The following is a 25,293-nucleotide window of genomic DNA, read 5'->3' on the forward strand; positions in this document are numbered from 1 at the left end:
ATGACGGAGAATACTTTCAGAAAAAGAATCAAAGCGAATGGCAAGTCAAAAGGCCCTCAAAAGAGTCTTTTTTCTCGTTTGGACGAAAAGCTGAATGTTACAGCCATTTTCGGGGAGGGGATACCGGTAAAGTTTGTGCCTCCGATTATGTACGCCGCTTTGATTGCTATGATTTATATCTGGAGTAATCACCGCTCAGAGCGCATGATCCGGCAAATTGAGCGGGTACAGCGGGAAGTAGAAGATCTGAGAGCAGATGTCACCACGCTGGAAGCTGAGTTTATGTACAGCAGTAAGCAATCAGAAGTCGCTAAGAAAATTCAAATTTTAGGAATAGAAGAAATAAAGGAACCACCATTTAAAATAGTATCGAAGAAGTGAATATCAAAAGTTCTATAGTGTTACGCGTAAGAATCGCCTTCATCTTGGTGGCGATATTTGCTATCGCTATTTTTTATAGAATCATGGTACTACAAGTGTCTGAGCGGGATGTGTGGGAGGCAAAAGCAGAAAATTTACATTATCAAATGAGGCCTATTTCAGCCACAAGAGGTAATATCTATGCCGGTGACGGCAGTTTGTTGGCTACAAGTCTGCCTTTTTATAGAGTAGCATTGGATCCTGTAGTAGCATCCGATGAAGTTTTTAAAGCGGGGATCGATACGCTTGCCAATAAATTGTCCGCTTTTTATAAAGATCAGTCCGCAGCAGCCTACAAGCGAATGATCAGCGATGCACGCTCATCTAAGAAGCGCTACCTTATCCTCAATAGAACCCAGATAGGTTATCAGGAAATGCAGGAAATGGCTTCTTGGCCAATTTTCAGAAGAGGTAGAAATGGAGGAGGAGTGCTTTTTGAAAAAGTAGAAAAACGCTATAGACCATTCAAAGAACTGGCTGGTAGAACTGTAGGCTTTATCAATGAAGATGATTATGGGGCTGGATTAGAATACAGTTTCAATGAATATTTAACTGGGAAAAACGGTGAAGCATTATTTCAGCGAATAGCAGGAGGTGTTTGGAAGCCTGTCTTTGATGCGGCAGATGTTAAGCCTGATGATGGGTTTGATGTGTTAACTACCTTGGATGTCAATATTCAGGATGTAGCAGAGTCAGCATTGCTTCGTCAGTTGATTGCCAAAGATGCGGCATTTGGTTCGGTGATTGTGATGGAAGTGGCTACAGGACATATCAAGGCCATTGCCAACTTACAGAAAAACAAAAATGGTAGAGGATACGGAGAGAATTATAACTATGCCATAGGAGATCAAGGGTTGACCGAGCCAGGCTCTACATTCAAGCTGCTTTCCATGCTTGCCTTATTGGAAGAGGGTAAAGTGGGATTGTCTGATAAAGTAGATACTGGCGAAGGAGTTTTTAAATTCTATGACCGTCGGATGACAGATGCCAAAAATGGGGGGTTTGGAGTATTGACCGTGAAAGAGGTATTTGAAAAATCTTCCAATATCGGTGTTTCCAAACTGGTAGAACAGAATTTTGGTCATAACCCTTCGAAGTTTGTCGGCTATCTGGAAAAGGTTGGCTTAGATAAGCCTGTAGGATTCCAATTGATAGGCGAAGGCGAACCGTATTTTAAAAAGCCTGGCAGTAAGCTATGGTATGGTACGACATTGCCTTGGATGTCCATTGGTTATGAAGCAAAACTCACGCCTTTACACACCTTAATGCTTTACAATGCTGTAGCTAACAATGGCACGATGGTGAAGCCAATTATTGTACAGGCTATCTCCAAAGGTGGTAAAGTTGACACGAAGTTTGAGACAGAAGTAATTCGAAAAAAAATAGCTTCAGATAAGACCATCTTGCAATTGCAAGAACTTTTAGAGGGAGTGGTGTCTAATGGGACCGCCCGAAATATTTTCAGCACTGATTATAAAATAGCTGGTAAAACAGGTACAGCCCAGAAATTGGTCGATGGAAGATATACCCAACGCTACTACACTTCTTTTGCAGGATACTTCCCGGCAGATAAGCCTAAGTATTCAGCTATTGTAGTAATTGATAGCCCGGTTGGTTTTAATGCTTATGGAGGAGATATTTCAGCCCCTGTTTTCAAGGAAATTGCTGATATGATTTTTTCTCAAGACATCGAACTTAATCAGAAAACTCCATCTAAGGTTTTTAGAGCTTCGAATACCAGTTTTCCAGCGGTCAAAACAGGCAAGGTAGATGAGCTTCAAATGATCTGTAACAAGTTTGGGATCTCTAATCATTTTCAGGGCAATGCCGAAGCTTGGGTGAGATCTGTACCACAGATGAAGTCGATTCAGTGGCAGACGAGGCCAAATCCCGAAAAGCTAGTACCGGATGTGAGTGGAATGACCTTGAGAGATGCACTGTATGTATTAGAAAATAAAGGACTTAGGGTTATGTATCAAGGTAAAGGCAAGGTGAAAGATCAGTCTATACCAGCAGGTGCCCCCGTGCAACAGAATAATATTATCAATTTGGTTTTGGGATAAATGAGAGTGCTGAAAGACATATTATACAAAGTTTCCCTAGTATCGACAGTAGGAGATATGGAGCAGGTGATCGGGGAGATTCACTTTGATAGCCGCAAGGTGAAGCAAGGTGATCTATTTGTGGCTATACCAGGCACACAGGTAGATGGACATGATTTTATTCCCACAGCCATTGCGAATGGTGCTGCTTGCATTGTTTGCGAACAACTTCCATCAGAACAATTAGATAAAGTTGCTTACATCCAGGTAGTCAATGCTCCCCGCGCTTTGGGGATCATGGCTGCCAATTATTACGAAAATCCATCTGAGAGGCTGAAGCTTGTGGCGGTAACTGGTACCAATGGTAAAACTAGTACCGTCACGCTTCTCTTTCAGTTGTTTACAGAGATGGGCTATCGTTCAGGAATGATTTCTACCGTAGAAAATCGCATCCATGACACGATTGTACCTTCTTCCCATACGACGCCAGATTCCTTGCAATTGCAGTCATTATTGAAAAAAATGGTAGATGCAGGATGTACTCACTGCTTTATGGAGGCGAGTTCCCATGCCATTGTTCAGGAGAGAATTGCAGGTCTTCACTTGGCAGGTGCGGTGTTTACCAATATCACCCATGATCACTTGGATTACCACGGTACCTTTGATGAGTATATCAAAGCTAAGAAAAAACTCTTTGATGAACTGGCTAAAGACGCATTTGCATTGGTAAATGCAGATGATAAGCGAGGTATGGTGATGTTACAAAATTGCAAATCTACCCATCAGACTTTTGCTCTCAAATATCCTGCTGACTTCAAAGCCAAAGTGCTATCTAATACGCTTGAGGGCTTGGAACTGGATATCAACAATAAGCAGATATGGTTCCGCATGATCGGGGAATTCAATGCATATAATCTATTGGGAGTGTATGGCACGGCTGTATTGCTGGGTGAGGACGAGGAAGAGGTGTTGATGCAATTGTCAAAAGTGCGGGGTGCTCAGGGAAGATTTGATCAAATCCATGTAGGTGGTGTCACTGCAATTGTAGATTATGCTCATACTCCTGATGCTCTTGAAAATGTTCTCAAAACTATTGCAGGTGTACGCACCGGGGGTGAACAGGTGATTACGGTAGTAGGCTGTGGGGGCAATCGTGACCGAAGCAAGCGTCCTTTGATGGCAAAGATTGCCACGCAGTTGAGTGACCGGGTGATATTAACATCTGATAATCCACGGGATGAAGAGCCTGATGCGATCTTGAAGGAAATGGAGGCTGGAGTCAATCCAGTGGATTTCAAGAAAACCATGACGATTGTAGACCGAAAGGAAGCCATCAAAACAGCTGGTATCCTAGCCAATGTTGGAGATATTATTTTGATTGCAGGAAAAGGGCATGAAACCTATCAGGAAATCAAGGGAGTGAAATATCCTTTCGATGATCGCGCTGTAGCGCTTGAATTACTAGAACTATTGAAAAAAAATTGACATGTTGTATCCAATTTTTGAATACTTAGACCGAGTGCTTGATGTCCCTGGAACGGGAGTGTTTCGCTATATCTCTTTCAGAGCAGGTATGGCGGCACTCTTGTCTTTAATCATCACCATCACCTTCGGTAAAAACATCATTGATTGGATCAGAAGCAAACAAATTGGTGAGACAGTTCGCGATCTTGGCTTGGAAGGGCAGGCAGAGAAAAAGGGAACGCCTACCATGGGAGGACTCATGATTATGGCTGGAATCATCATTCCGACCTTGTTGTTTGCCAATATCAATAACATCTATATCATTCTTTTATTGGTAACCACTGTGTGGTTAGGGGTAATTGGTTTCTTGGATGATTACATTAAAGTATTCAAAAAGAATAAAGAGGGCCTGAGAGGTCGTTTCAAAATTGCAGGACAGATCATCATAGGAATCATCGTAGGCGCTACCCTCTATTTTCATGAAGGGGTAGTCGTGCGAGAATTTACAAATCCCGTATCCATTGAGGAAGGTGTGGTAGAAACACCTGCTTATCGAGATGTAAAAGTTGCAAAAACAACCATTCCATTCTTAAAAAATAACGAACTCAACTACGAAAATTTCCTTGGATTTTTAGGAGATGGGGTTACGCCAATCCTATATATCCTGTTGGTGATTTTCATTATTACTGCAGTGTCCAACGGTGCTAACATTACCGATGGCATCGATGGACTCGCAGCTGGGAGTTCAGCGATCATAGGGCTGGCAATAGCTATCTTCGCTTACATCTCAGGTAATGCTATTTTCTCACAATACCTTAATATCTTCTTTATTCCTAATTCAGGCGAGTTGGTGATTTTCTGTGCGGCTTTTGTAGGTGCATGCGTCGGCTTTCTGTGGTACAATGCCTATCCGGCTCAGGTATTTATGGGAGATACGGGAAGCCTGATGCTAGGTGGGGTGATTGCTGTACTGTCTTTGACTTTAAGAAAGGAATTATTATTACCAGTGCTATGCGGGATTTTCGTGATCGAAAATGCTTCAGTGATCATTCAGGTATCCTATTTCAAATATACTAAAAAGAAATATGGTGAAGGTAGAAGAGTCTTTTTGATGTCACCACTTCATCATCATTATCAGAAGAAGAATATTCATGAAGCTAAGATTGTGACTAGGTTTTGGATCATCGGGATTCTTTTGGCCATCATCACATTAGCCACTTTGAAATTAAGATAACATGAGCAAAAAGATAGTCATACTGGGTGCAGGCGAAAGCGGATTGGGAGCAGCAATGCTTGCCAAACAGCAGGGCTATGCCGTGTGGGTATCTGATGGTAGCAGCATCCGTGCAGATAGAAAAGAGCAGTTGAGCCAAGCTTCCATTGCATTTGAGGAAAATGGGCACTCAGCAGAATTAGTTTTGGCAGCTGATGTGATTATCAAGAGCCCTGGGATTTCTCCTCAAGTGAAGTTGATTCAAGAGGCAACAGCTAAAGGGATTTCGGTCATTGATGAATTGGAGTTTGCGAGCAGATTTACCCAAGGGAAGGTCATAGCAATCACTGGAACTAATGGTAAGACAACTACTACTTTGTTGACATATCACCTCTTGAAAGAAGCTGGAGTAGATGTTGGCTTGGCAGGTAATGTAGGGCAAAGTTGGGCAGGTCAACTAGCCAAAGGTGAAGATCATGCATGGTGGGTGTTGGAGACGAGTAGTTTTCAGATAGATGGATTTGTGACATTCAAACCAACTATCGCTGTGTTGACCAATATTACACCGGATCATTTGGATCGCTATGACTATGAAGTAGATAAGTACATTCAGTCAAAAATGTCATTGTTTGCACGCATGCTGGCTACAGATACAGTGATTTTCAATGCTACAGACACCTTAACTCAAAGAGGATTTTCTTTGAATCAAGTGAATGCAAGCATTCAAAAAGTATCCTTGGACTCCAAAGATGGAATGGATGCTCATTTGGAAGGTGATACTATTCAAGTACAAGAATGGTCTATTCCTGTAGCACAATTGTCTATTCAAGGGAAGCACAATGTCTTGAATGCAATGATGGCACTGTTATCGGCTAAAGCTGTTGGAGTTTCAGAGGTAAGCGCTCTAAAAAGCGTCCAGACATTTAAAAATGCTGCCCATCGCATGGAACCTATCAGGACCATCAACGGGGTGACTTTTGTCAATGACAGCAAAGGTACTAATGTAGACGCCACAGCTTATGCTTTGGATAGTTTCAATAGTCCTTTGGTATGGATAGCAGGAGGTGTAGATAAAGGGAATGATTATAGTGTACTCTACCCAATTATAGAAGGAAAAGTAAAAGCCTTGGTCTGTTTGGGGAAAGATAATTCAAAATTGAAGCAGGCATTTGGTGCACATATTCCACAGATACAAGAGGCAGAAGAGATGAGAGAGGCGGTCAAATTATCCATGGAAATAGCGGAGGCAGGTGACATTGTGTTACTTTCTCCAGCTTGTGCAAGTTTTGATCTCTTCAAAAATTATGAAGATAGAGGGAATCAGTTTAGAGAATCAGTAGTGGCATTAGAAAAAGGGATGGCCGTATGAATGCATTGAAGGCATGGTTTGATAGAAATCTGAAAGGTGATCCAATCATTTGGTTCATCGTGATTCTGCTTTCTATCCTCAGCATTCTAGTCGTGTACTCCGCGACTGGGACCTTAGCACATAAAAGAGCAGGAGGGGATACGGAGAAATATCTATTTTCCCATGCATTATATGTGGGGTTTGCCCTTTTCTTGATGTGGGCTGCCAGCAATATCAAGTACAAGTACTATGGAGTTGTTGGTAAGTTTTTGTTGATCTTATCGGTACCGCTTTTGCTCGTCACCTATTTCTTTGGTTCTGCTGTCAACGAAGCAAACCGATGGTTCCAGATTCCTTGGACCAATATTGCTTTCCAGCCTTCAGATGTTGCTAAGATGGCCTTAATTGCCACTTTGGCTTCTTTATTGGCTAAAAGGCAGCGAAATATTGCAGATTTCAAGCAGTCCTTGATTCCCATGATTTTGGTGGTAGGCTTGATCTGTCTGTTGATTGGTTTGGCCAATATGTCCACAGCAATCTTGTTATTTTCTACCTGTTTGTTGCTGATGTTTATCGGAAGGGTACCATTGAAGCAAATTTCACTCTTGTTGCTAGTAGGAGGTATTGCTCTTTCATCGGCTATGATGCTGGGTCAGCGTGGTGGTACTTTCCAATCCAGGATAGCATCATTTACTAATAAGGAAGAAATTCCTTATCAGGCAGAGCATTCCTTCATCGCCATTTCAACTGGAGGATTGACAGGAAAAGGTCCTGGTAAATCAGAGCAGCGCAATACTTTACCTCACCCTTACTCTGATTTCATTTATTCCATCATTGTGGAAGAATACGGAATGATTGGGGGAGTGGGCGTGCTGTTTTTATACCTGGCATTGCTATATCGTGGTATGCGTATCGTAGTATCATCCACCAAACCATTTGGGGGATTGCTTTCTGCGGGCTTGAGCTTTGCATTGGTCTTACAGGCCATGGTCAATATGGCAGTAGCGGTAGGTTTAGGGCCAATTACAGGCTTGCCTTTGCCATTATTAAGTATGGGGGGGACATCCTTGTTTCTAACAGGATTTTCAATAGGAATTATTCTCAGTGTAAGCCGAGGCGATCATGATGATCAACTCGATGCAGCACCTGATCAAAATAAACGAAGAAGAGCATTTCAAGCTGCCTAATGAAGCAAGCAAAAGGAACATATCGCATCATGATTAGCGGAGGAGGTACTGGAGGGCACATCTATCCCGCTATTGCCATAGCGAATACCTGGAAAGAACGCTTTCCAAGTACAGAGTTCCTTTTTGTCGGTGCTGAGGGAAAGATGGAAATGGAAAAAGTACCTGAAGCGGGATATAGGATTGAGGGGTTGAAAGTAGCAGGATTGCAGCGCAGCTTGAGCTTAAGCAATTTAAGCTTGCCATTCAAACTGTTCAATAGCTTGAAAAAAGCAGGTCAATTGATTCAGGAGTTCAAGCCAGATGCGGTTGTCGGTGTAGGGGGATATGCGAGTGCCCCAGTTTTGTATATGGCACAGCGCAAAAAGATTCCAACACTTATTCAAGAGCAAAACTCCTATGCTGGACTAACTAACAAGCTGTTAGCTAAAAAAGCGCATAAAATCTGCGTAGCCTACCCAAATATGGAGCAATTTTTTCCAAAAGAAAAACTGGTCTTCACTGGGAATCCTGTTAGAAAAGATATCCTAAATCTAGAAGGTAAAAAGGAATTGGGCTTAGAAAAGTTTGGTTTGAGTGCCGATAGAAAAACTATTCTTGTCATTGGTGGAAGTTTAGGCGCCCGCACAATCAATCAAGCGATGTTGGCAGATATGCAAGCGCTGGAGCATGCCGGCTATCAGGTTTTATGGCAGACGGGGAAGTTTTACTTCGAAGATATGCGCAAGCAAGTGCAAGCTGCTCAACTGAAACACATCCATCCGATGCAGTTTTTGAAAGAGATGGATTTGGCTTATGCAGCTGCCGATTTGATAGTATCAAGAGCAGGTGCTTTATCTGTTTCAGAATTGAGTTTGGTAGGGAAAGCAGTGGTCTTTATCCCTTCACCTAATGTAGCGGAAGACCATCAAACTAAAAATGCGATGGCTTTTGTACAGGCTCATGCAGCTGTCTTATTGAAGGATGCAGAAGCTGTTGGCAATTTGAAAAAAACGATTGATCAAATCCTTGAAAATCCTGCTCAAGTAGCGGATCTAGGTAAAAATATTCAAACGCTGGCGAAGCCGTCAGCTGCAGAAGAAATCATTGAGGCATTGGAATCCATTATTAAATGAACGTACAAGGCATCCATAGAGTCCATTTCTTAGGTATCGGTGGTATCGGTATGAGCGCCATTGCCCGATGGTTTAACCATTTGGGAAAGGTAGTGACCGGCTATGATCGTACGCCTTCTGCCTTGACGGATGCATTGGAATCAGAGGGTATCGCTATCAGTTTTGAAGATTCAGAAGCAGCTATTCCTATGGCTATCAGAGATAGTAAAGAATCCTGCTTGATTGTGTGGACTCCAGCCATTCCAAAAAATGCTGTCCAGTTGAATTATTTTCTTTCAAAAGGATATGCTGTGCACAAGCGTGCAGAGGTACTTGGGTTTATTACTACAGGTATTCCAACTGTTGCAGTGGCAGGTACTCATGGCAAAACGACTACTTCATCCATGGTGGCTCATTTGCTAAAAGTGGGAGGAGTGAACATGTCTGCATTCCTGGGAGGTTTGACCCAAAATTATCAGAGTAATCTGATTCTACCAGATCAAGACCTGTCCGAGCCTGTGGTAGTTGTGGAGGCAGATGAGTTTGACCGTTCCTTCCTTTCTCTTCATCCAAATACTGCGGTGTTGACAAGCGTGGATCCAGACCATTTGGATATCTATGGTGATGGCCAGGAAATGCTTCAGGGATTTAAATCTTTTGTGTCATTGATTCCTGCGAGCGGGAAATTATATATCAGTGAAGAGGCTTCTCGTAAGTTGCCTTTAGAAGGTCTCCAAGTACAGGATATTCGAGTATATGGACTTGGAAAAGCAGGGTATGCGGCAAGCAACATCAAGCCTTTGGCGGGATCTTTTGTGTTTGATTATAGCAATCCTCGGATTGAGATGAAGGGCTTGGAGTTGCATATGCCAGGTTACCACAACGTGGAAAATGCAGTGGCTGCTATTTCCATCGCCTTGGATTTTGGGATTTCTGAGAAAGCTGTAAGAGAGGGGATTGATAGTTTCAGAGGAGTCAAGAGAAGATTTGAAATCTTGGTTCAGAAAGAAAATCAAGTATTTATAGATGATTATGCACACCATCCGGAGGAAATCAAAGCTTTCCTCGGTTCGGTGAAGGCCATGTATCCTCAGCACAAGTTGACAGCTGTATTTCAGCCGCACTTATATTCACGTACGCGTGATTTTGCCAAGGACTTTTCCAAAAGTCTTTCTTTGGCGGACCATGTGGTCTTGTTGGATATCTATCCTGCAAGAGAACTTCCTATGGAAGGGGTGACGTCAGCTATGTTGTTGGATGATATTTTGTCTCAGGAGAAAACCTTACAAACGAAGGAAAATCTAATTCCATACTTGGAGCAGCATAGACCGGAAGTATTGGTGACGATTGGGGCAGGGGACATTGATCGATTAGTGGAGTCTTTAACCAAATTTATGCAAGAGGGATGAGCACGGGCATGAAAAAAATATTGGTTTTTGCTTTTGCAGCTAGTGTACTAGTCGCTTCCATTGCTTTGGTAGAAAAGAAAGAGTCCCGAAAGAAGTTGGCAGGCTTGGAAATTAATATTCAGGGGGTGAGTGATGTCTATTTTGTGGATGATGAAGAGATTAGAGATTTGGTCTTGGGTGAATTCCCTAATTTGAGATCTGGTCTTGCCATGCAAGAGGTGAGTTTGTATGCCATAGAGAAGAAGGTTTCTAGTCATCCTTTTGTGAAGAATGCAGAGGTATTTACAGACGTCAAGGGCAATGTAACTATTGACATCCAACAGCATGTGCCGATTGCAAGAATTGTAAAACCTATGGAGGCGGATGCTTACATCTCTGATGAGGGATTGATATTGCCAACATCCTCTAAACATACTACACGGGTGCTCTTATTGTCTGGAAAATTTGCCGAGCAGTTGACCCAAGAGGAGAATCTGCTAGAGTCGTATCCTCAAATCATGGACTTGGTTTATTTCATCCATGGGGATGATTTCTGGAGAGCGCAGATTCCTGAGATTGAGTTAGTCAAAGAAAAAGATATACGCTTATACCAGCAAGTAGGACATCAAGTGATTGAATTTGGTGATGCCAATGATTTGGAGGAGAAGTTCCATAAAATCACGCTGCTTTATGAGCAAATTCTTCCCAAAAAAGGCTGGGATGCCTACAACAAAGTGAATGTGAAATTTAAGAATCAGATAGTTTGTGAGTAAATATTGATGCTATGGAAAATGATAAATTTATAGTTGGTTTAGACATCGGAACTACCAAGATATGCGCCGTGGTAGGCCGAAAGAATGAGTTTGGCAAGCTAGAAGTCTTGGGTATGGGCAAGGCTGTTTCCGATGGAGTAATCCGCGGGATAGTGACCAATATTGACAAAACTGTAAATGCTATTCAAAAGGCTGTTGCAGATGCGAGCGATATGGCGGAAGTCGATATCGGTAACGTGATCGTAGGGATTGCGGGACAGCATATCAAGAGCACCATTCACCATGGCAGCATTATCCGTGCAAACTACGATGAGGAAATCACTGTAGAGGACGTGCATCGTCTTTCCAGCGATATGGAAAATATCGTCGTACCTCCGGGCAATAGCATCATCCATGTCATGCCTCAGGATTATACTGTGGACTACGAACCAGGTATCAAAGATCCTGTTGGAATGTCTGGGTCCCGATTGGAGGCTGATTTTCACATTATCACTGCACAAACTACCGCTATCAATAATATCAACAGATGCGTCAGAAGAGCTGATTTGTATTCTAAAGAATTGATTTTAGAACCATTAGCAAGCTCCTTAGCTGTCCTAAGCGATTTGGATAAGGAGGCAGGCGTATGTTTGGTCGATATAGGAGGCGGAACTACTGATATCGCTATTTTCCATGATGGCATTATCCGCCATACAGCTGTGATTCCTTTGGGAGGGAATATCATTACTACGGATATCAAAGAAGGCTGCATGGTTTTACATAATCAGGCGGAATTATTGAAAACCAAATTTGGTAGGGCTATCCCTGAGGAAGCTAATCCAAATGAGATTGTTTCCATCCCAGGTTTGCGCAATAGACCACCAAAAGAGATCTCTATAAAAAATCTGGCTAGCATCATCCAGGCTCGTATGGAAGAGATTATTGAATACGTACAAAGTGAGCTTGTAGCAAGTGGATACTACAAAAAATTGGCCGGAGGTATTGTATTGACTGGAGGAGGTTCTCAATTGCAGGGAGTAGCCCAGCTTTTCGAATACTTGACAGGCTTAGATACCCGTATTGGTTATCCAAATGAGCACTTAGGTAAGTGCAAGGTAGAAGAAATCAAGAGTCCAATGTATGCGACTTCAGTTGGATTGGTACTTGCTGGATTCAAATCATTTGATGACAGAGAAGATTACTACAAGCAAAAGAAAGACGAAGATAAACGTACGAATCAACCAACAAATAAAAAGTCGGCGATTACTGCCCAATCAAGCGGTAATATCCTTTTGACCATCAAGAATAAATTGAAAGACATTATTATCAGCGATATACCTGATAATAGTTACTAGGGCTTATCATATTGGGGGAGATGCTTAGCACTGCTTTTCATTTCCCTTTACTTCACCAAAGTAGAAAAAAGCAAAACCATATAATTCACCAACAAACACCATTAAATGTCAGATAACATGAAAGATTACAAATTCGATCTTCCTAAAAATCACAAATCAATTATCAAGGTAATTGGCGTAGGAGGAGGTGGTTCCAATGCTGTGAACCACATGTACAACCAAGGTATCAAGGATGTGGAATTCGTTGTAGTAAACACCGATGCACAGGCCTTGAAAAGTAGCCCTGTTCCATTGAGACTTCAGCTTGGAGCCAATCTAACCGAAGGTTTGGGTGCAGGAGCGAATCCTGAAAAAGGTAAAAACGCTGCATTAGAAAGCAAGGAAGATATCCGAGAGTTGCTTTCCGACAATACTAAGATGGTTTTCATCACCGCTGGTATGGGAGGAGGCACAGGTACGGGTGCTGCTCCAGTCATTGCTAAAATTGCTAAGGATATGGATATCCTGACGGTAGGCATTGTGACTGCGCCTTTTATGTTTGAAGGAAGGAAAAAGATGATCGCTGCACAGCAGGGAATCGAGTCTCTTCGCGAAAACTGCGATACTGTTTTGGTTATTTTGAACGATAAATTGAGAGAGATCTACGGAAATCTTGCCATCCGTTCAGCATTTGCGAAAGCTGATAATGTTTTGACCACTGCAGCTAAATCTATTGCCGAAATCATCACCATCCATCAGGATGTAAACGTGGATTTCGAAGATGTGAAAACAGTTATGAAAGATGCAGGTGCCGCTGTGATGGGGTCTGCAACTGAGGAAGGTGAAGGCCGTGCCATCCGTTCTGCTGAAAAAGCTATCGCTTCTCCTTTATTGAACAATGTGGACATCAAAGGAGCGCAAAAGATTTTGCTTTCCATTATGTCCGGTGAGGAAGATGAACTTTCTATGGACGAATTGAGCGAAATCACGGAATATATTCAGGAAAGAGCCGGTGATGAGGCAGAAGTAATCTTTGGTCAGGGTATCGATCAAGATTTGGGCAAAGCCATCCGAGTAACTGTTATCGCAACAGGTTTTGAGATGGATAAGCTTACCACAGCCTCTCCTTCTAAAGCTTCCCAGCCTGTAGTAGAAGATGAAAAGCCTGTTGCTGTCCAAAAGCCCGAAAGCTTTAAAGTGATTGATTTGGAGTCTGGAAAAGCGAAAGAAGTAGAGGAGGAAATCCCTGCGGTAGGCCAAATGATGACTTTGACTTTTGAAAAACCCATTTTTCAAGTAGCCAATGAGGAGAAAAAAGAAGAGGAACCTGTTCGTAAGGAAGAGATTGAAGAGGAGGAAGTAAATACTCCTAGTTACGAATTTACTGAGCCGGAAAAGATCATTATCGAATTGGATCAGCCAAAAGCCAAGCCTTCTTATGAATTTGAGGCTAAGCCGAGTTATGAGTCGCAGCCAAAGGTAGAAGCAAAAATCAGAGAAGAGGAGTCCAAGCCAGCTTATGGCAATGATTACTATGAGGAAATGAAGAAGAAGGCAATTCAGCGCGCTCACGATCGATTTGAAAAGTTGAAAAGCTTAAAAAATTATGGTCAGAATCCTGAAGAGTACAAGGAAAGTTTGGAGACTCCTGCATACGTACGTAAGCAAGTGAAGCTATCAGATGTACAACATTCTTCTGAAAGACATGTATCCAGATTTAATCTGAGCGATGATAATGAGATCTTGAGAAACAATAAGTTTCTTCACGATAATGTTGATTGATTAAAAATCAATCAACATTTCCGCTTGGGACTGAAGTAATTCCATGTACAGCCTGTTGGTGAGCAGGTTATCTGACATATTTTCCTCAATCTTAGCTAGCTTTGGTTTGAGGGCAAGTACATGCATCCCCAAGTAGTGGAAGATGTCGGTGAGGTGGCTCAATGCGATGCCACCCCCGCCAACTCCAGAGGACAATCCCACCAAAGCACATTTTTTATCCCGGAAATGGTTCGGGTAATTCATACCATCAATAAAGGTCTTTAATACACCTGGAAAAGAACCATTGTATTCGGGGACGATAAATACAAATTTTGCACCTTCTTTCACCCGATCGTGAAAGGCGTTAAAAGCAGGATTTTTGCCATTATTATGGTACAGGGCCGAAAAAGCAAAATCGTGCGGCAGGTCATTTAACTCCAGAATTTCAGAGGACTCTCCCAGTTTTTGAAGAATATTTTGATATATCAATGCCAACTGCCTAGATAGTGGGTGAGGGCGATTGGTACCTACGATGATTTTGATGCTAGATTTTTCCATAGGATGAATACAAAGAAACTTCCAAAATGGTTTAAACATAAATGATTTTCTTATTTTGGGAAAAAATACAGAATATGAGAACTGAAGCCCAAATAGACTACACCGAACAAATCAATCACGCAGCTAACCATATTCAGGGGATTCATCCTGATACTATTGAGATAGGAATTATTTTAGGTACTGGATTAGGTCAATTGATACAGAATATTGAAGTCGAGCATGAAATCCCCTATGAAAAAATCCCCTTTTTTCCAGTATCAACTGTAGAAAGTCATAAGGGAAGACTTGTCATTGGTCGTTTATCGGGGAAGAAAGTCTTAGCCATGCAAGGAAGGTTTCATTATTACGAAGGCTACTCTATGAAAGAAGTAACCTTTCCTGTGCGAGTGATGAAAATGTTGGGTGTAAAAACCTTGATTGTGTCCAATGCTGCGGGTGGATTACATCCCGATTACAAGATTGGGGATTTGATGATTTTGAATGATCATATCGATTTATTTCCTGAAAATCCATTGAGAGGGAAGAATTTGGATGCATTTGGTGTCCGCTTCCCTGATATGAGCGAACCATATAGCCATCGATTGATTGAATTAGCCAAGCAAATTGCCCAAAAGGAAAGCATTCATGTCAATGAAGGAGTTTATGCAGCCGTACAAGGACCTAATTTGGAGACAAAAGCAGAATACAGGTATCTTCGAACCATTGGTGCAGACGCTGTTGGGATGAGTACCATTCCCGAAGTAATTGTTGGTCGACACATGGATTTGGAAATCTTTGCAGTTTCTGCGATTACGGATTTATGCTCTCCAGGTAACATCAAGAAAGTTTCCATCGCAGAAGTTTTAGCCGCCGCTGCCATTGCTGAGCCGAAAATGTCCACGGTTATTAGGGAATTGGTAGGGGCTTTGTAGGTGGTAGTGATAGACAGTACTTTCTTTGTACCAAGTACTAAGTACCAAGTACCAAGTAGGGATTCAGGTAGAAAAAAACATGAATAGTAAGCCTACTACTAATCGAACCGTCAACAGTTGACCGTGGACAGTGGACTTTATTCACTAATCACTTAATCAACTAATCACTAGTATTGTACCAAGTACTAAGTACCATGTACCAAGTACCAAGTAGGGATTCAGGTAATAAAAAAGAATAATCGTGTTTCAACCACAATCGAGCTGTCGACAGTTGACCGTGGACAGTGGACCCTTATTCACTGATCACTTAATCAACTAATCACTATATTGTACCAAGTACTAAGTACCAAGTACCAAGTAGGGATTCAGGTAATAAAAAAGAACAATCGTGTTTCAACCACAATAGAGCTGTCAACAGTTGACCGTGGACAGTGGACCCTTATTCACTAATCACTTAATCAACTAATCACTACTCACTATTAAACTACTCACTATGTCCACTACACCCACCTATCTAGAACAAGCCCAGCAAGCGGCTGCATACATCCGATCTGTGACCTCAGGGGAGGCAGATACTTTGGTGATTTTGGGATCTGGATTAGGCGGTTTTGTGGAGGAGTTGGTTGATGCACAGGTGATTTCTTATGCCTCCATTCCTTTTTTTCCTACGTCAACCGTTGAAGGGCATTCTGGGGAGCTTTTATTGGGGAAAGTTGAAGGTAAACTAGTTTGGGTGATGAGTGGGCGCTTTCATTATTATGAAGGCTATGGATTGGAAGAAACGGTATTTCCATTGCGTGTATTGAGTCTGCTGGGCTTGAAGCGTTTGATTGTATCCAATGCAGCCGGAGGTCTTAATCCTGAGTTTAATGCAGGAGATTTGATGTTGATCACGGATCATATCGATAAATTTCCCTCCAATACCTTGCGTGGAAAAGAGGCGATGGATTTTGGTATTCGTTTTCCCGACATGAGTGAACCATATAGTCAATCATGGATAGCTCAGGCAAAAAGCGAAGCATTACGATTGGGGATTTCACTCAGAGAAGGGACATATGTGGGTGTGACAGGTCCAAGTTTGGAGACCAAAGCAGAGATCAACTACTACAGAATCCTAGGTGGTGATGCTGTGGGAATGAGCACTGTTCCTGAAGTCATAGCAGCTAATCAGATGGGTATGAGTGTTCTTGGTTTGTCAGTCATTACCAATGAGTGTATTCCCAAAAATCAGCAATCTTTTTCCCATGATTCGGTAGTTGAGGTGGCAAAATCGGCAGGAGGGAAGATGCAGAAACTTGTTTGTCAACTTATAACTTCTTAATGTTTGGTTGTTTTTTCAAGCAACTTTTGGAGAAAATTAGTTGGAGTGATAGGCTATTTTCCTCTTAAAAACTTTCATCAGTTGTTGGTTGATAAACTCTCGTTTTTCAATCCAGTTGCCGAAATCGTCATATAGGTACGAGTAGGTTTTAGTCGTTGAATCTCCTGTATGGAAGGAATTGATTTTCTTTTTAACAACGTTTCCGTATGCATCAAAGTCATTCACGAAAAGACTTACTTGGTTGCCTCTTTTGGAGGATTGCCAGCTTTTTTCAGGAGTAAAAATGCTACTAATAAATTGTCAATTTTGTGATCCAATGTTTTAAACTGTCTCAAAAGTGATTGGATAAGATAGTTTTTAGTTTTTGCAATTTTTACAAAAAGTATTGTTGGTTTGTCTAATTTTTATCAAATTACATTTCGTGTTTGAACTTCGTGATTTATGAATCTTCGTTTGCTTCTTTCGTTGTTGGCTTTACTCTTACTACTATTTTCTTGTAGGAAAGAATCTAAACTTGAGTTGGTTTTAGACGATCGAGAGCAAATCAGCTATAATTATCATATTCGGCCCATTTTATCGGATAACTGTTTTGCCTGCCATGGGCCTGACGCCAATAAGCGGGAAGCAGGTCTTCGATTGGACATAGCCGAGTATGCTTATGCGGCTTTGAAAGAATATCCCAATCAGTTTGGGATTGTACCACATGACCCCATGAATTCGGTTGTTTTTCAACGGATAACTTCCTCAGATCCTGGAGAAATAATGCCTCCTCCAGAGTCCAACTTATATCTCAGTGAAGAGGATATAGCATTGATTAAGCGATGGATAGAGCAAGGAGCAATTTATGAACCACATTGGGCCTTTGAACCGCCTCAAAAATCTGCGCTTCCATCAGTGAAAAATAAGCAATGGCCTTCCAATGAAATCGATTATTTCATATTGGCGAAAATGGAAAGCAAAAAGCTTGCTCCTAACCCAGCAGCAGATCGATTGACGCTGCTAAGAAGACTGTCCTATGACATTACGGGTTTACCCTCCAGTTTGGAACTTCAAGAAAAATTCCTTTCCAATCAATCGGACTTTTCCTACGAACAATTGGTAGATGAGTTACTTAACCTGCCTTCATTTGGTGAAAAAATGGCCGTGTTCTGGATGGATATCGCTCGTTATGCAGATTCTTATGGATATCAAGACGATAATATCCGTACCCAATGGCCGTATCGTGATTGGGTGATTCATGCATTTAATAAAAATATGCCTTATGATCAGTTCATTACTTGGCAGCTGGCAGGGGATTTATTGCCAAATGCTACAAAGGAGCAGATTTTAGCGACAGCCTACAATAGAAATCATAAATACACGGAAGAGGGTGGTGTGATAGATGAGGAGTATCGAGTAGAATATGTTTTAGATAAGACCAATACGTTTACTAAGGGAATTCTAGGTTTGACTGTGGAATGTGCGCAATGCCACGACCACAAATACGATCCGATTTCCCAGAAAAATTACTTTGAGCTTTTTGCCTTTTTCAATAACACACCAGAAAAGGGCTATGAAGGTGATGTGGTACAATCTAAGCCAGCGAAAACGCCAATCCTGTGGATTGAGCGTACAGATATTGATGAATTGCTGAAATTTATCAATCATTCCGATACCAGTAGTATTATGGTTTCCGTAATGGAAGAATTGAAAGAAACACGCAAAACCTACATCCTGGATCGGGGCCTGTACGATGCGCCAAGTGAAGAAGTTTGGCCAAACACCCCCGCAGCTGTTTTTGCCTTTGATGCTTCCTTACCAGCCAATAGGTTGGGACTTGCTCAATGGACGACGGATGCGCAAAATCCATTAACAGCCCGTGTTTTTGTCAATTTGATTTGGCAGGAAATTTTTGGACAAGGAATTGTGGCTTCCACGGGTGATTTTGGTATGCAAGGTTCGCTACCTTCGCATCCGCAGCTCTTGGATTGGTTAGCGGTAGATTTTGTAGAAAATGGTTGGGATATCAAGCGACTTATCAAGCAGCTGGTCATGTCTTCCACGTATCAGCAATCTTCTGTCATAGATTCTAAGAAATATGCGGTAGATCCAGGGAATACGTATTTGGCACGAGCACCCCGATTACGGTTGACCGCAGAAAGTATTCGGGATATGATTTTGGCGAGTTCAGGATTATTGCACTCTGAGGTTGGCGGTCCTAGTGTCAAGCCCTATCAGCCAGCCGGACTTTGGGAAGCTGCGAGCTCGGGTAGAGGAGAATTGCGTACCTACAAGCAAGCAACTGGCAATCAGCTCTACAGAAGAGGCTTGTACACCTTTATTAAATTGACGGTTCCCCCTCCCATGCCTATTATTTTTGATGGGAGCAATCGGGATGTCTGTGAGGTAAGCAGAAGTCGCACTAATACACCTTTACAGGCATTGGTCATGCTCAATGACCCCTTGGTTTTGGAGGCATCTAGGTATTTAGCTGCCCAACTTATGAAGGATGGAAAGGAGACATCTCAGATGATCACCACTTCCTTTATGCGTATTTTGGGACGAAAGCCTAACCGACAGGAACTGCAGATTCTTTCATTCTATTATCAAGATGAAATGGATCGTTTTAGCAAAGAGCTATCAGCAGGAGTAACCTTGATCCACCAAGGAGCAAAGCCTTTAAATACAGAGTCAATTTCTCCAGAATTGATTGCTATGAGTCAGGTGATTACAGCCATATATAATTTAGAAGAAGCAATAACCAAAACCTAAGCACCATGGAAAAAGAACAATTGGAACATGGCCTTGGTCATAATCGACGTAAATTTCTCAGTAAAGTCAGCTTAGGTATCGGCAGTTTGGCCTTGGGTAGTTTGCTTATTCCTGATCTCTTTCGAAAGGGAACAGCGGAAGATGCGATCATGGATGCGTTACCTCATTTTGCTCCCAAAGCTAAACGAGTGATCTATCTGTTTCAAAATGGAGCCCCTTCCCAGTTAGAGTCTTTTGATTACAAGCCTTTGCTCAATAAACAATTCGGTATGGAACTTCCGGATTCTATTCGTAAGGGACAGCGATTGACAGGGATGACTTCTGGACAGGCTTCTTTTCCCTTGGTCGGTTCTCACTATGGTTTCCAACAATATGGGGAAGCCAGAGCTTGGATTTCGAATTTGTTTCCCTACACGGCGAAAGTGGTAGATGATATCTGCATTGTCAAGTCCATGTATACAGAGGCGATCAATCATGACCCTGCATTGACTTTTTTCCAAACAGGAGCGCAGGTAGGCAATCGTCCGAGTATGGGATCTTGGTTGAGTTATGGATTAGGGAGTGAAAACAATAACTTACCGGCTTTTTGTGTACTTCTAAGTAAAGGAAAGGGGAATGGACAAGGAGTATATTCTAAGCTTTGGACCAATGGCTTTTTGGACTCGGTTCATCAAGGGGTACAATTTTCTGCCAGTGAAGACCCTGTCTTATACCTCAATGACCCAAAAGGTATGAGAAGAGAAGACCGCAGAAGGATGTTGGATAAGTTAGCCCAACTTAATCAATTGAATTACCAAGCCTTCGGAGATCCTGAAATTACTGCTAAAATACAGCAATATGAAATGGCATTCCGCATGCAAACAGCTGTACCAGAGGTGACCGATATTTCTAAGGAGCCTGACAGCATCATCAAAATGTACGGGCCGGATTGTTTGGTTCCAGGAACCTATGCCGCCAACTGCCTATTAGCAAGAAAGCTATCGGAAAGTGGTGTTCGATTTGTCCAACTCTATCATCAAGGCTGGGATCAGCATGACAATCTCCCCTCTGAAATGGCCAAACAAGCGAAGGACGTGGATCAGGCTTCGGCTGCTTTGATTCAGGATCTCAAGCAGCGAGGATTATTAGACGAGACATTGGTGATTTGGGGAGGTGAATTCGGACGCACCAATTATTGTCAAGGGAAAATTCAAGTGGACAATTACGGAAGGGATCATCATCCCAAGGCTTTTTCTATTTGGATGGCCGGTGGTGGTGTGAAGCCAGGAATTGTCTATGGTGAAACCGATGAATTTGGATACAATATTGTGGAAAACCCGGTGCATGTACATGATTTTCATGCCACTATCCTGCATTTGATGGGAGTAGACCATGAGCGACTGACGTATAAGCATTTGGGGAGAAGATATAGGCTGACGGATGTACATGGGCATGTAGTGAAAGATTTGTTGGTCTAATATGCAAGTTCACCGTACCCATTCTTTGTTTATTTCTATCCTTCAGTATGTACTGATTGCTTTGCATGGGCTTTGTTTGGCTATTGCCATCGGCCATGCATACTTGGAAGTGCCTTTACTTCTGGAGGTTTTTGGTAGAGCGCATCCTTTGATCTTACACTTTCCTATTGTCTTATTGCTCTTATTAGTGGTATTATTATGGAACCCGAAGACTTTTGCCTTTCAAAATCAAATTCTTGCTCAGGTGTTGTTTTTGCTGACGCTCTGTATGACAGGTTTGACCGTATTGGCGGGGCTTTTTTTGGCAGCAGAATCAGGATACAATGCAGAGGAGTTTTTTGCCCATCAATGGCTTAGTATGGGTGTTTTTTGGATAGCAAGTAGTTGGTATTGGGCCTGGAGTAGGGGTAATCACTTCATTTCCCGACTTGGATCGCTCGGCACGGTAGTTTTGACTTTGCTTGCAGGGCACTTGGGAGCTTCGATGACTCATGGAGAGGATTTTTTATGGGCACCATTCCAGCAAAAAGCGGCTTCTGTTACCGTGAAATTAGAAGAGGCGATGGCATTTGACCATGTAATTCTTCCGATTTTGGAACAAAAATGTGTTTCCTGTCATAAAGCCTCCAAACAAAAAGGCGAATTGCGCCTTGACGGTGCTGCATATGTAGTAGCTGGAGGAAAGAATGGTCCCGTTTTGAATGCTGATAATCCCGGATTATCTCCTCTTTTACAACGGATATTGCTGCCCTTGGAACATGAGGAACACATGCCCCCCAAAGGCAAAGTGCAATTAACTCCCAACGAATTGGAATTGATTCGAGCGTGGGTTGAGGAAAGAGCACCTATGGAAAAATCTATGTTGAGCTTGGAGGACACGGGCATTTTTTTTCAATTAGCTAAGCAGACCTTTCTTTCAAATACGGGAGAGACTTATTCTTTTCCATTTGCACCCGCAGCAACTATTGCCAAGTTGAGTAATGATTTCCGGGTTATTCAATCCATTCATCCTGGTTCACCAGCGCTTCAGGTGAGTTTTTTTGGCAAAGGTAATTTCAAATCTGAGCAGCTGGATGAATTAGGTGCTATTCGCGAGCAAGTTGTCACATTGAACCTTTCGAATATGCCCTTGATGGAAGAGGATCTTCAAAAACTCCGTCAGTTTATCAATTTAGAAAAGCTTTTTTTGAATGGTACGGGTATTCGAGGAACGCACATAGATGCGTTGACAGGCTTGAAATCATTAAAAACACTTTCATTGACCGGAAATTTACTGGAGGCTACAGCTTTTGAAAAATTAGGGAAGTTGTCACAAGTTGATGCATTCTATCTTTGGAATACGGGAATAAATGAGGTTCAGACAGCTAAACTCTCTTCTGCCTTGCCTCTTTCAACGATTGATCTTGGTCACAGAGATGATGGACGGCTCTATCAATTGAATGCACCGATGATTCAAGCGGAGTCTGGTATTTTCCAAGAACAGGTAGAAGTAAGTATTAAGCATCCCATCAGTGGTGTGGGAATATTTTACACCTTGAATAATACAGCACCCGATAGTAGCAATTATCAACTCTATACAAGTCCACTTACCATCAGCAAAAATGCTCATCTTCGTGTGCGTGCTTTTGCTGATGGTTGGCTGGGCAGTGAGGAGGCTGAAGCTGTCTTTTTCAAAGCAGGAATTAAGCCTCAGAAGTATCAGTTGACATTTCCTCCTCATAATTCCTACAAGGGGAATGGAGTTGAAACCTTGTTTGATTTGGAAAAAGGTGATGAAGATTTTGCTTCCGGCAAGTGGTTGGGTTTTCAGAACACAGATGCTGAACTTATACTCGATTTGGAGCCAGGAAAAATTCCTCATACCATTGCGTTTAGCTTATTGAGTGCAGTATCCTCTTATATTTTTCCACCACTTACCGTGGAAATCTGGTCCAAAGGGACAGGAGATACATGGGTACTGCTTCACCGAGATAAACCTGAGCAACCGATCACTAATCAAGAACGAAAGCAATTGCTATTGGAGTATTCCTTGCCATCTAATGGAATCACTCAGATCAAAGCGATCTTAAAACCCGTGAATTCTCTTCCCGCATGGCATCCCGGAGCCGGTCAGCGAGGTTGGGTATTTTTGGATGAGGTATTGGTGAATTAGCGAGGCTTGTTAAAGGCAATTAGAGTTTTTCAAATTCAACGATGTATTCGGAGGGACATTTACCCATATCCGGGTATTTGTAAAAAAGCCTCGGCCTTATCCAAGCTTGAGTCTCTTGTTTTTCCTGTTTTGTGCGGGTGTACTTTAGTTCAAAATTAAGTCGTTGAAATTTAATGGATTAAGTCGATTGATTTTGTGTTTTTGGGTGTCTCGGAGTATTTTTAGTTTATGTTTGTGAGACGTAAAAGGAATTCTAGCGGTAGCTTTAGTGTACAGATTATCCAAAAAGTGGGCTGAATCAATAAAGTTGTCAAGTCTTTAGGCAGTTCTTTTGATGAATCAGAGATTGTTATCCTTGAAAATCATCGATTATCTTGCCAGATTCAAGAACAAGGAAAACAGCGTTTATTCCATCTATCGGCATATGGATAAGATTCATAGAAATTATAAAGATAGGATTGAACCGTTGATATTTAGACACTTCAAGAAGGTTTTAGGAGGGAATATCGGCCTTATTTTTATCATAATAAGACCTTTTTTTCAATGAGAATACCTCCATTAATGATACCTCATGTTGTATTAAGTAAGTTTTTTAGGGGAAATGAATATTAAAAAAAGTCCAGTCACGCAATTCACTCAAATTTTCAAGGAAGTTAGGATAGGGATTGAGATTTTTGTAGTGCAAATTTTATTCAGCCTATGGAGGTAATGTTAACGTATTTTTTATATTTTTTTCATACGATCTTTTTCTCCCTCTCCTCTAGTTGATCAGGGGTTATTTATTTAAGTTCATTTTTTTCGAGTAAAGAAAAGACTTCTTTCACCTCAAATGTCATGTTTAATCATTTTTCTATTTTATGATATAATTGAATCATAGAAGTTGACGACATTTATCAAGAATTTGGACTAAAGCGACCTGTCAAGGCGTAAAAAATGCTCAAATCATTTGCATGAATTCCAGCACAAAAAGGAAACTCAAACCCGTTTTGTGTGAATTTTGTATGAAGTAAAAAAATAAGGACTTAGAAATTTCTTTCTAAGCCCTTGATTTTCAGGGCTCCCCCTCTAGGGCTTGAACCTAGGACCCCATGATTAACAGTCATGTGCTCTAACCAACTGAGCTAAGGAGGAGTTTGTATGTGTTACCGTTTAAGGTGATGCAAAAGTAATAGGCTCATCTGTTCTATGCAAGTACTCACCCTAAAAAAATATGAAAATTCACGCCTTTTCAGTTTTTTCAATTCACAATCAGTCACTTATTTTTTGCTGGGAAAGGAGTTTGTTGTAGATATAGGTCACACCCAAAACCATCAATCCCGCAATCACTGCCAACAACACATTGTAAAATGGAGGGGCAGAAAGTGTCAAGCGGAGAAAAATGGTCGCCAAGGCAAAGGAAGAATACCGGAATAAGTTATAATACTTCGTTGTATACCGCAGTGAAAAGAGCAAGATAAACACATCCGTGAAAATTAAGAGCGTGTAAAAAAGCTTGATGCTGTAGATAAACTGATGGGTTTGGTATGCAGACACTACATCATACACTCCGAGGAATATAAAGGTGATGGTTAGATAGATAGAAATCAATTTTTTGATAGCAACAAAACTGATTTGCTCCTCATAGTTTTGAGTGATGCGAAAATGCCGCTGTGCTCGGTAAAACAAGCCCGTAATCAGGAATATCAAAATAGCCCCAAAGGCATCCGATATAATCGGCAACAACTCCATAGCAAAACCCAGTTCCCAATTCATTTCTCCTAAGTAATGCCCAAATTCCTTAAACGCATCCCGCAATAATAACAAGGAGATGATTTCAAATTGCTTGCCTACAGCATCAGCTACTGATTTTGGAAAGAGGAATATCAGCCCCAAAACCTCAAAAATCAACAGCACATTGAAGGCGAGTTCGATTGCGAAAAAAGGCGAAATCTGAATGAATGCCGGAAGTAAATTCAGATAAGAAAATAAACCTAATAATAAGCCCATAAGAAAAAAAGCAACTACAATGTTGCTGATAATCTTGGTCACACGGTCAGACTCCCAATGCTCATCCAACAGGTCAAAAGCCCGTATCTGCCATCCAAAAAAGGTTCGAATCATTGCTGTGATTTTTAATGATTGTAGTATAAGCTACGAATGAAGG

General features: G+C 41.7%; 18 protein-coding genes, 1 tRNA gene and 1 pseudogene. 17 read left to right on the forward strand and 3 right to left on the reverse strand.

Annotated features, from left to right (window positions below; genetic code table 11):
- The 11 genes from ACXIUD_RS12645 to ftsZ all read left to right on the forward strand — a co-directional run bounded on the left by ACXIUD_RS12645 (position 1) and on the right by ftsZ (position 14,021).
- Complete coding sequence (locus ACXIUD_RS12645; protein WP_458053011.1) at positions 1 to 381, forward strand: FtsL-like putative cell division protein; 381 nt, start codon at positions 1 to 3, stop codon at positions 379 to 381.
- Complete coding sequence (locus tag ACXIUD_RS12650; RefSeq protein ID WP_458053012.1) at positions 378 to 2,483, forward strand: penicillin-binding protein; 2,106 nt, start codon at positions 378 to 380, stop codon at positions 2,481 to 2,483. The genes ACXIUD_RS12645 and ACXIUD_RS12650 overlap by 4 nt, the downstream gene beginning before the upstream one ends.
- Positions 2,484 to 3,947 carry a UDP-N-acetylmuramoyl-L-alanyl-D-glutamate--2,6-diaminopimelate ligase gene (locus tag ACXIUD_RS12655; protein WP_458053013.1) on the forward strand — a complete coding sequence of 488 codons (1,464 nt, stop codon included), beginning with the start codon at positions 2,484 to 2,486 and terminating at the stop codon, positions 3,945 to 3,947.
- A 1-nt stretch (position 3,948) separates the two neighbouring features.
- Positions 3,949 to 5,160, forward strand: coding sequence for a phospho-N-acetylmuramoyl-pentapeptide-transferase (mraY, locus tag ACXIUD_RS12660; RefSeq protein ID WP_458053014.1), 1,212 nt, complete (start codon positions 3,949 to 3,951; stop codon positions 5,158 to 5,160).
- 1 nt (position 5,161) lies between these two features.
- Positions 5,162 to 6,508 (forward strand): UDP-N-acetylmuramoyl-L-alanine--D-glutamate ligase, encoded by a 1,347-nt coding sequence (gene murD, locus ACXIUD_RS12665; protein ID WP_458053015.1) that lies wholly within the window; start codon positions 5,162 to 5,164, stop codon positions 6,506 to 6,508.
- Positions 6,505 to 7,674 (forward strand): FtsW/RodA/SpoVE family cell cycle protein, encoded by a 1,170-nt coding sequence (locus ACXIUD_RS12670; RefSeq protein WP_458053016.1) that lies wholly within the window; start codon positions 6,505 to 6,507, stop codon positions 7,672 to 7,674. The genes murD and ACXIUD_RS12670 overlap by 4 nt, the downstream gene beginning before the upstream one ends.
- Entirely contained in the window at positions 7,674 to 8,786 is a 1,113-nt protein-coding gene (gene murG, locus ACXIUD_RS12675; RefSeq protein ID WP_458053017.1) for an undecaprenyldiphospho-muramoylpentapeptide beta-N-acetylglucosaminyltransferase, read from the forward strand. The genes ACXIUD_RS12670 and murG overlap by 1 nt, the downstream gene beginning before the upstream one ends.
- Complete coding sequence (gene murC, locus ACXIUD_RS12680; RefSeq protein WP_458053018.1) at positions 8,783 to 10,174, forward strand: UDP-N-acetylmuramate--L-alanine ligase; 1,392 nt, start codon at positions 8,783 to 8,785, stop codon at positions 10,172 to 10,174. The genes murG and murC overlap by 4 nt, the downstream gene beginning before the upstream one ends.
- Positions 10,175 to 10,182: 8 nt before the next feature.
- A complete protein-coding gene (locus ACXIUD_RS12685; protein WP_458053019.1) occupies positions 10,183 to 10,926 on the forward strand; it encodes a cell division protein FtsQ/DivIB in 744 nt (247 codons plus the stop codon).
- Between the two features lie 11 nt (positions 10,927 to 10,937).
- Positions 10,938 to 12,260: a cell division protein FtsA gene (gene ftsA, locus ACXIUD_RS12690; RefSeq protein ID WP_458053020.1), complete on the forward strand. Its 1,323-nt coding sequence runs from the start codon at positions 10,938 to 10,940 to the stop codon at positions 12,258 to 12,260.
- 117 nt (positions 12,261 to 12,377) lie between these two features.
- Positions 12,378 to 14,021, forward strand: a complete 1,644-nt coding sequence (gene ftsZ / locus ACXIUD_RS12695; protein WP_458053021.1) for a cell division protein FtsZ — start codon at positions 12,378 to 12,380, stop codon at positions 14,019 to 14,021.
- Here the strand turns inward: ftsZ and ACXIUD_RS12700 are convergent, their stop codons facing one another.
- Positions 14,022 to 14,597, reverse strand: a complete 576-nt coding sequence (locus tag ACXIUD_RS12700) for an NADPH-dependent FMN reductase (protein ID WP_458053022.1) — start codon at positions 14,595 to 14,597, stop codon at positions 14,022 to 14,024.
- A 35-nt stretch (positions 14,598 to 14,632) separates the two neighbouring features.
- Here ACXIUD_RS12700 and ACXIUD_RS12705 point away from each other — a divergent pair, with 35 nt between their 5' ends.
- From ACXIUD_RS12705 to ACXIUD_RS12730, 6 genes and pseudogenes are all read left to right on the forward strand, one after another.
- Positions 14,633 to 15,469, forward strand: a complete 837-nt coding sequence (locus tag ACXIUD_RS12705) for a purine-nucleoside phosphorylase (protein ID WP_458053023.1) — start codon at positions 14,633 to 14,635, stop codon at positions 15,467 to 15,469.
- 493 nt (positions 15,470 to 15,962) lie between these two features.
- The gene (locus ACXIUD_RS12710) at positions 15,963 to 16,790 is read left to right on the forward strand and encodes a purine-nucleoside phosphorylase (protein ID WP_458053024.1); all 828 of its coding nucleotides are present in this window, start codon (positions 15,963 to 15,965) and stop codon (positions 16,788 to 16,790) included.
- Between the two features lie 441 nt (positions 16,791 to 17,231).
- Positions 17,232 to 19,541, forward strand: coding sequence for a PSD1 and planctomycete cytochrome C domain-containing protein (locus tag ACXIUD_RS12715; protein ID WP_458053025.1), 2,310 nt, complete (start codon positions 17,232 to 17,234; stop codon positions 19,539 to 19,541).
- Between the two features lie 5 nt (positions 19,542 to 19,546).
- Entirely contained in the window at positions 19,547 to 20,998 is a 1,452-nt protein-coding gene (locus tag ACXIUD_RS12720) for a DUF1501 domain-containing protein (protein WP_458053026.1), read from the forward strand.
- A 1-nt stretch (position 20,999) separates the two neighbouring features.
- On the forward strand, positions 21,000 to 23,150 hold the full coding sequence (locus tag ACXIUD_RS12725; RefSeq protein ID WP_458053027.1) for a c-type cytochrome domain-containing protein: 2,151 nt from the start codon (positions 21,000 to 21,002) through the stop codon (positions 23,148 to 23,150).
- A 228-nt stretch (positions 23,151 to 23,378) separates the two neighbouring features.
- A pseudogene (locus tag ACXIUD_RS12730) lies at positions 23,379 to 23,670 on the forward strand (hypothetical protein); the annotation flags it as partial.
- Positions 23,671 to 24,207: 537 nt separating this feature from the next.
- On the opposite strand, the gene ACXIUD_RS12735 reads toward ACXIUD_RS12730, so the two are convergent.
- Together ACXIUD_RS12735 and ACXIUD_RS12740 are read right to left on the reverse strand one after the other, a co-directional pair.
- Positions 24,208 to 24,281, reverse strand: a tRNA-Asn gene (locus ACXIUD_RS12735).
- Between the two features lie 117 nt (positions 24,282 to 24,398).
- On the reverse strand, positions 24,399 to 25,250 hold the full coding sequence (locus ACXIUD_RS12740; RefSeq protein WP_458053028.1) for a hypothetical protein: 852 nt from the start codon (positions 25,248 to 25,250) through the stop codon (positions 24,399 to 24,401).
- Positions 25,251 to 25,293: the final 43 nt, after the last annotated feature.

The sequence above is a fragment of the Mongoliitalea sp. genome, assembly GCF_054166905.1.

Bases quoted from the DNA above. Each gene is read 5' to 3' on its own strand.
- ACXIUD_RS12700 (WP_458053022.1), bottom strand. From the start codon at position 14,597: ATGTTTAAACCATTTTGGAAGTTTCTTTGTATTCATCCTATGGAAAAA.
- ACXIUD_RS12705 (WP_458053023.1), top strand. From the start codon at position 14,633: ATGAGAACTGAAGCCCAAATAGACTACACCGAACAAATCAATCACGCA.
- ACXIUD_RS12725 (WP_458053027.1), top strand. From the start codon at position 21,000: ATGCAAGTTCACCGTACCCATTCTTTGTTTATTTCTATCCTTCAGTAT.
- murC (WP_458053018.1), top strand. From the start codon at position 8,783: ATGAACGTACAAGGCATCCATAGAGTCCATTTCTTAGGTATCGGTGGT.
- ACXIUD_RS12740 (WP_458053028.1), bottom strand. From the start codon at position 25,250: ATGATTCGAACCTTTTTTGGATGGCAGATACGGGCTTTTGACCTGTTG.
- ACXIUD_RS12720 (WP_458053026.1), top strand. From the start codon at position 19,547: ATGGAAAAAGAACAATTGGAACATGGCCTTGGTCATAATCGACGTAAA.
- ftsA (WP_458053020.1), top strand. From the start codon at position 10,938: ATGGAAAATGATAAATTTATAGTTGGTTTAGACATCGGAACTACCAAG.
- ftsZ (WP_458053021.1), top strand. From the start codon at position 12,378: ATGAAAGATTACAAATTCGATCTTCCTAAAAATCACAAATCAATTATC.
- murG (WP_458053017.1), top strand. From the start codon at position 7,674: ATGAAGCAAGCAAAAGGAACATATCGCATCATGATTAGCGGAGGAGGT.
- ACXIUD_RS12645 (WP_458053011.1), top strand. From the start codon at position 1: ATGACGGAGAATACTTTCAGAAAAAGAATCAAAGCGAATGGCAAGTCA.
- ACXIUD_RS12685 (WP_458053019.1), top strand. From the start codon at position 10,183: ATGAAAAAAATATTGGTTTTTGCTTTTGCAGCTAGTGTACTAGTCGCT.
- ACXIUD_RS12710 (WP_458053024.1), top strand. From the start codon at position 15,963: ATGTCCACTACACCCACCTATCTAGAACAAGCCCAGCAAGCGGCTGCA.
- mraY (WP_458053014.1), top strand. From the start codon at position 3,949: ATGTTGTATCCAATTTTTGAATACTTAGACCGAGTGCTTGATGTCCCT.
- murD (WP_458053015.1), top strand. From the start codon at position 5,162: ATGAGCAAAAAGATAGTCATACTGGGTGCAGGCGAAAGCGGATTGGGA.
- ACXIUD_RS12670 (WP_458053016.1), top strand. From the start codon at position 6,505: ATGAATGCATTGAAGGCATGGTTTGATAGAAATCTGAAAGGTGATCCA.
- ACXIUD_RS12655 (WP_458053013.1), top strand. From the start codon at position 2,484: ATGAGAGTGCTGAAAGACATATTATACAAAGTTTCCCTAGTATCGACA.
- ACXIUD_RS12715 (WP_458053025.1), top strand. From the start codon at position 17,232: ATGAATCTTCGTTTGCTTCTTTCGTTGTTGGCTTTACTCTTACTACTA.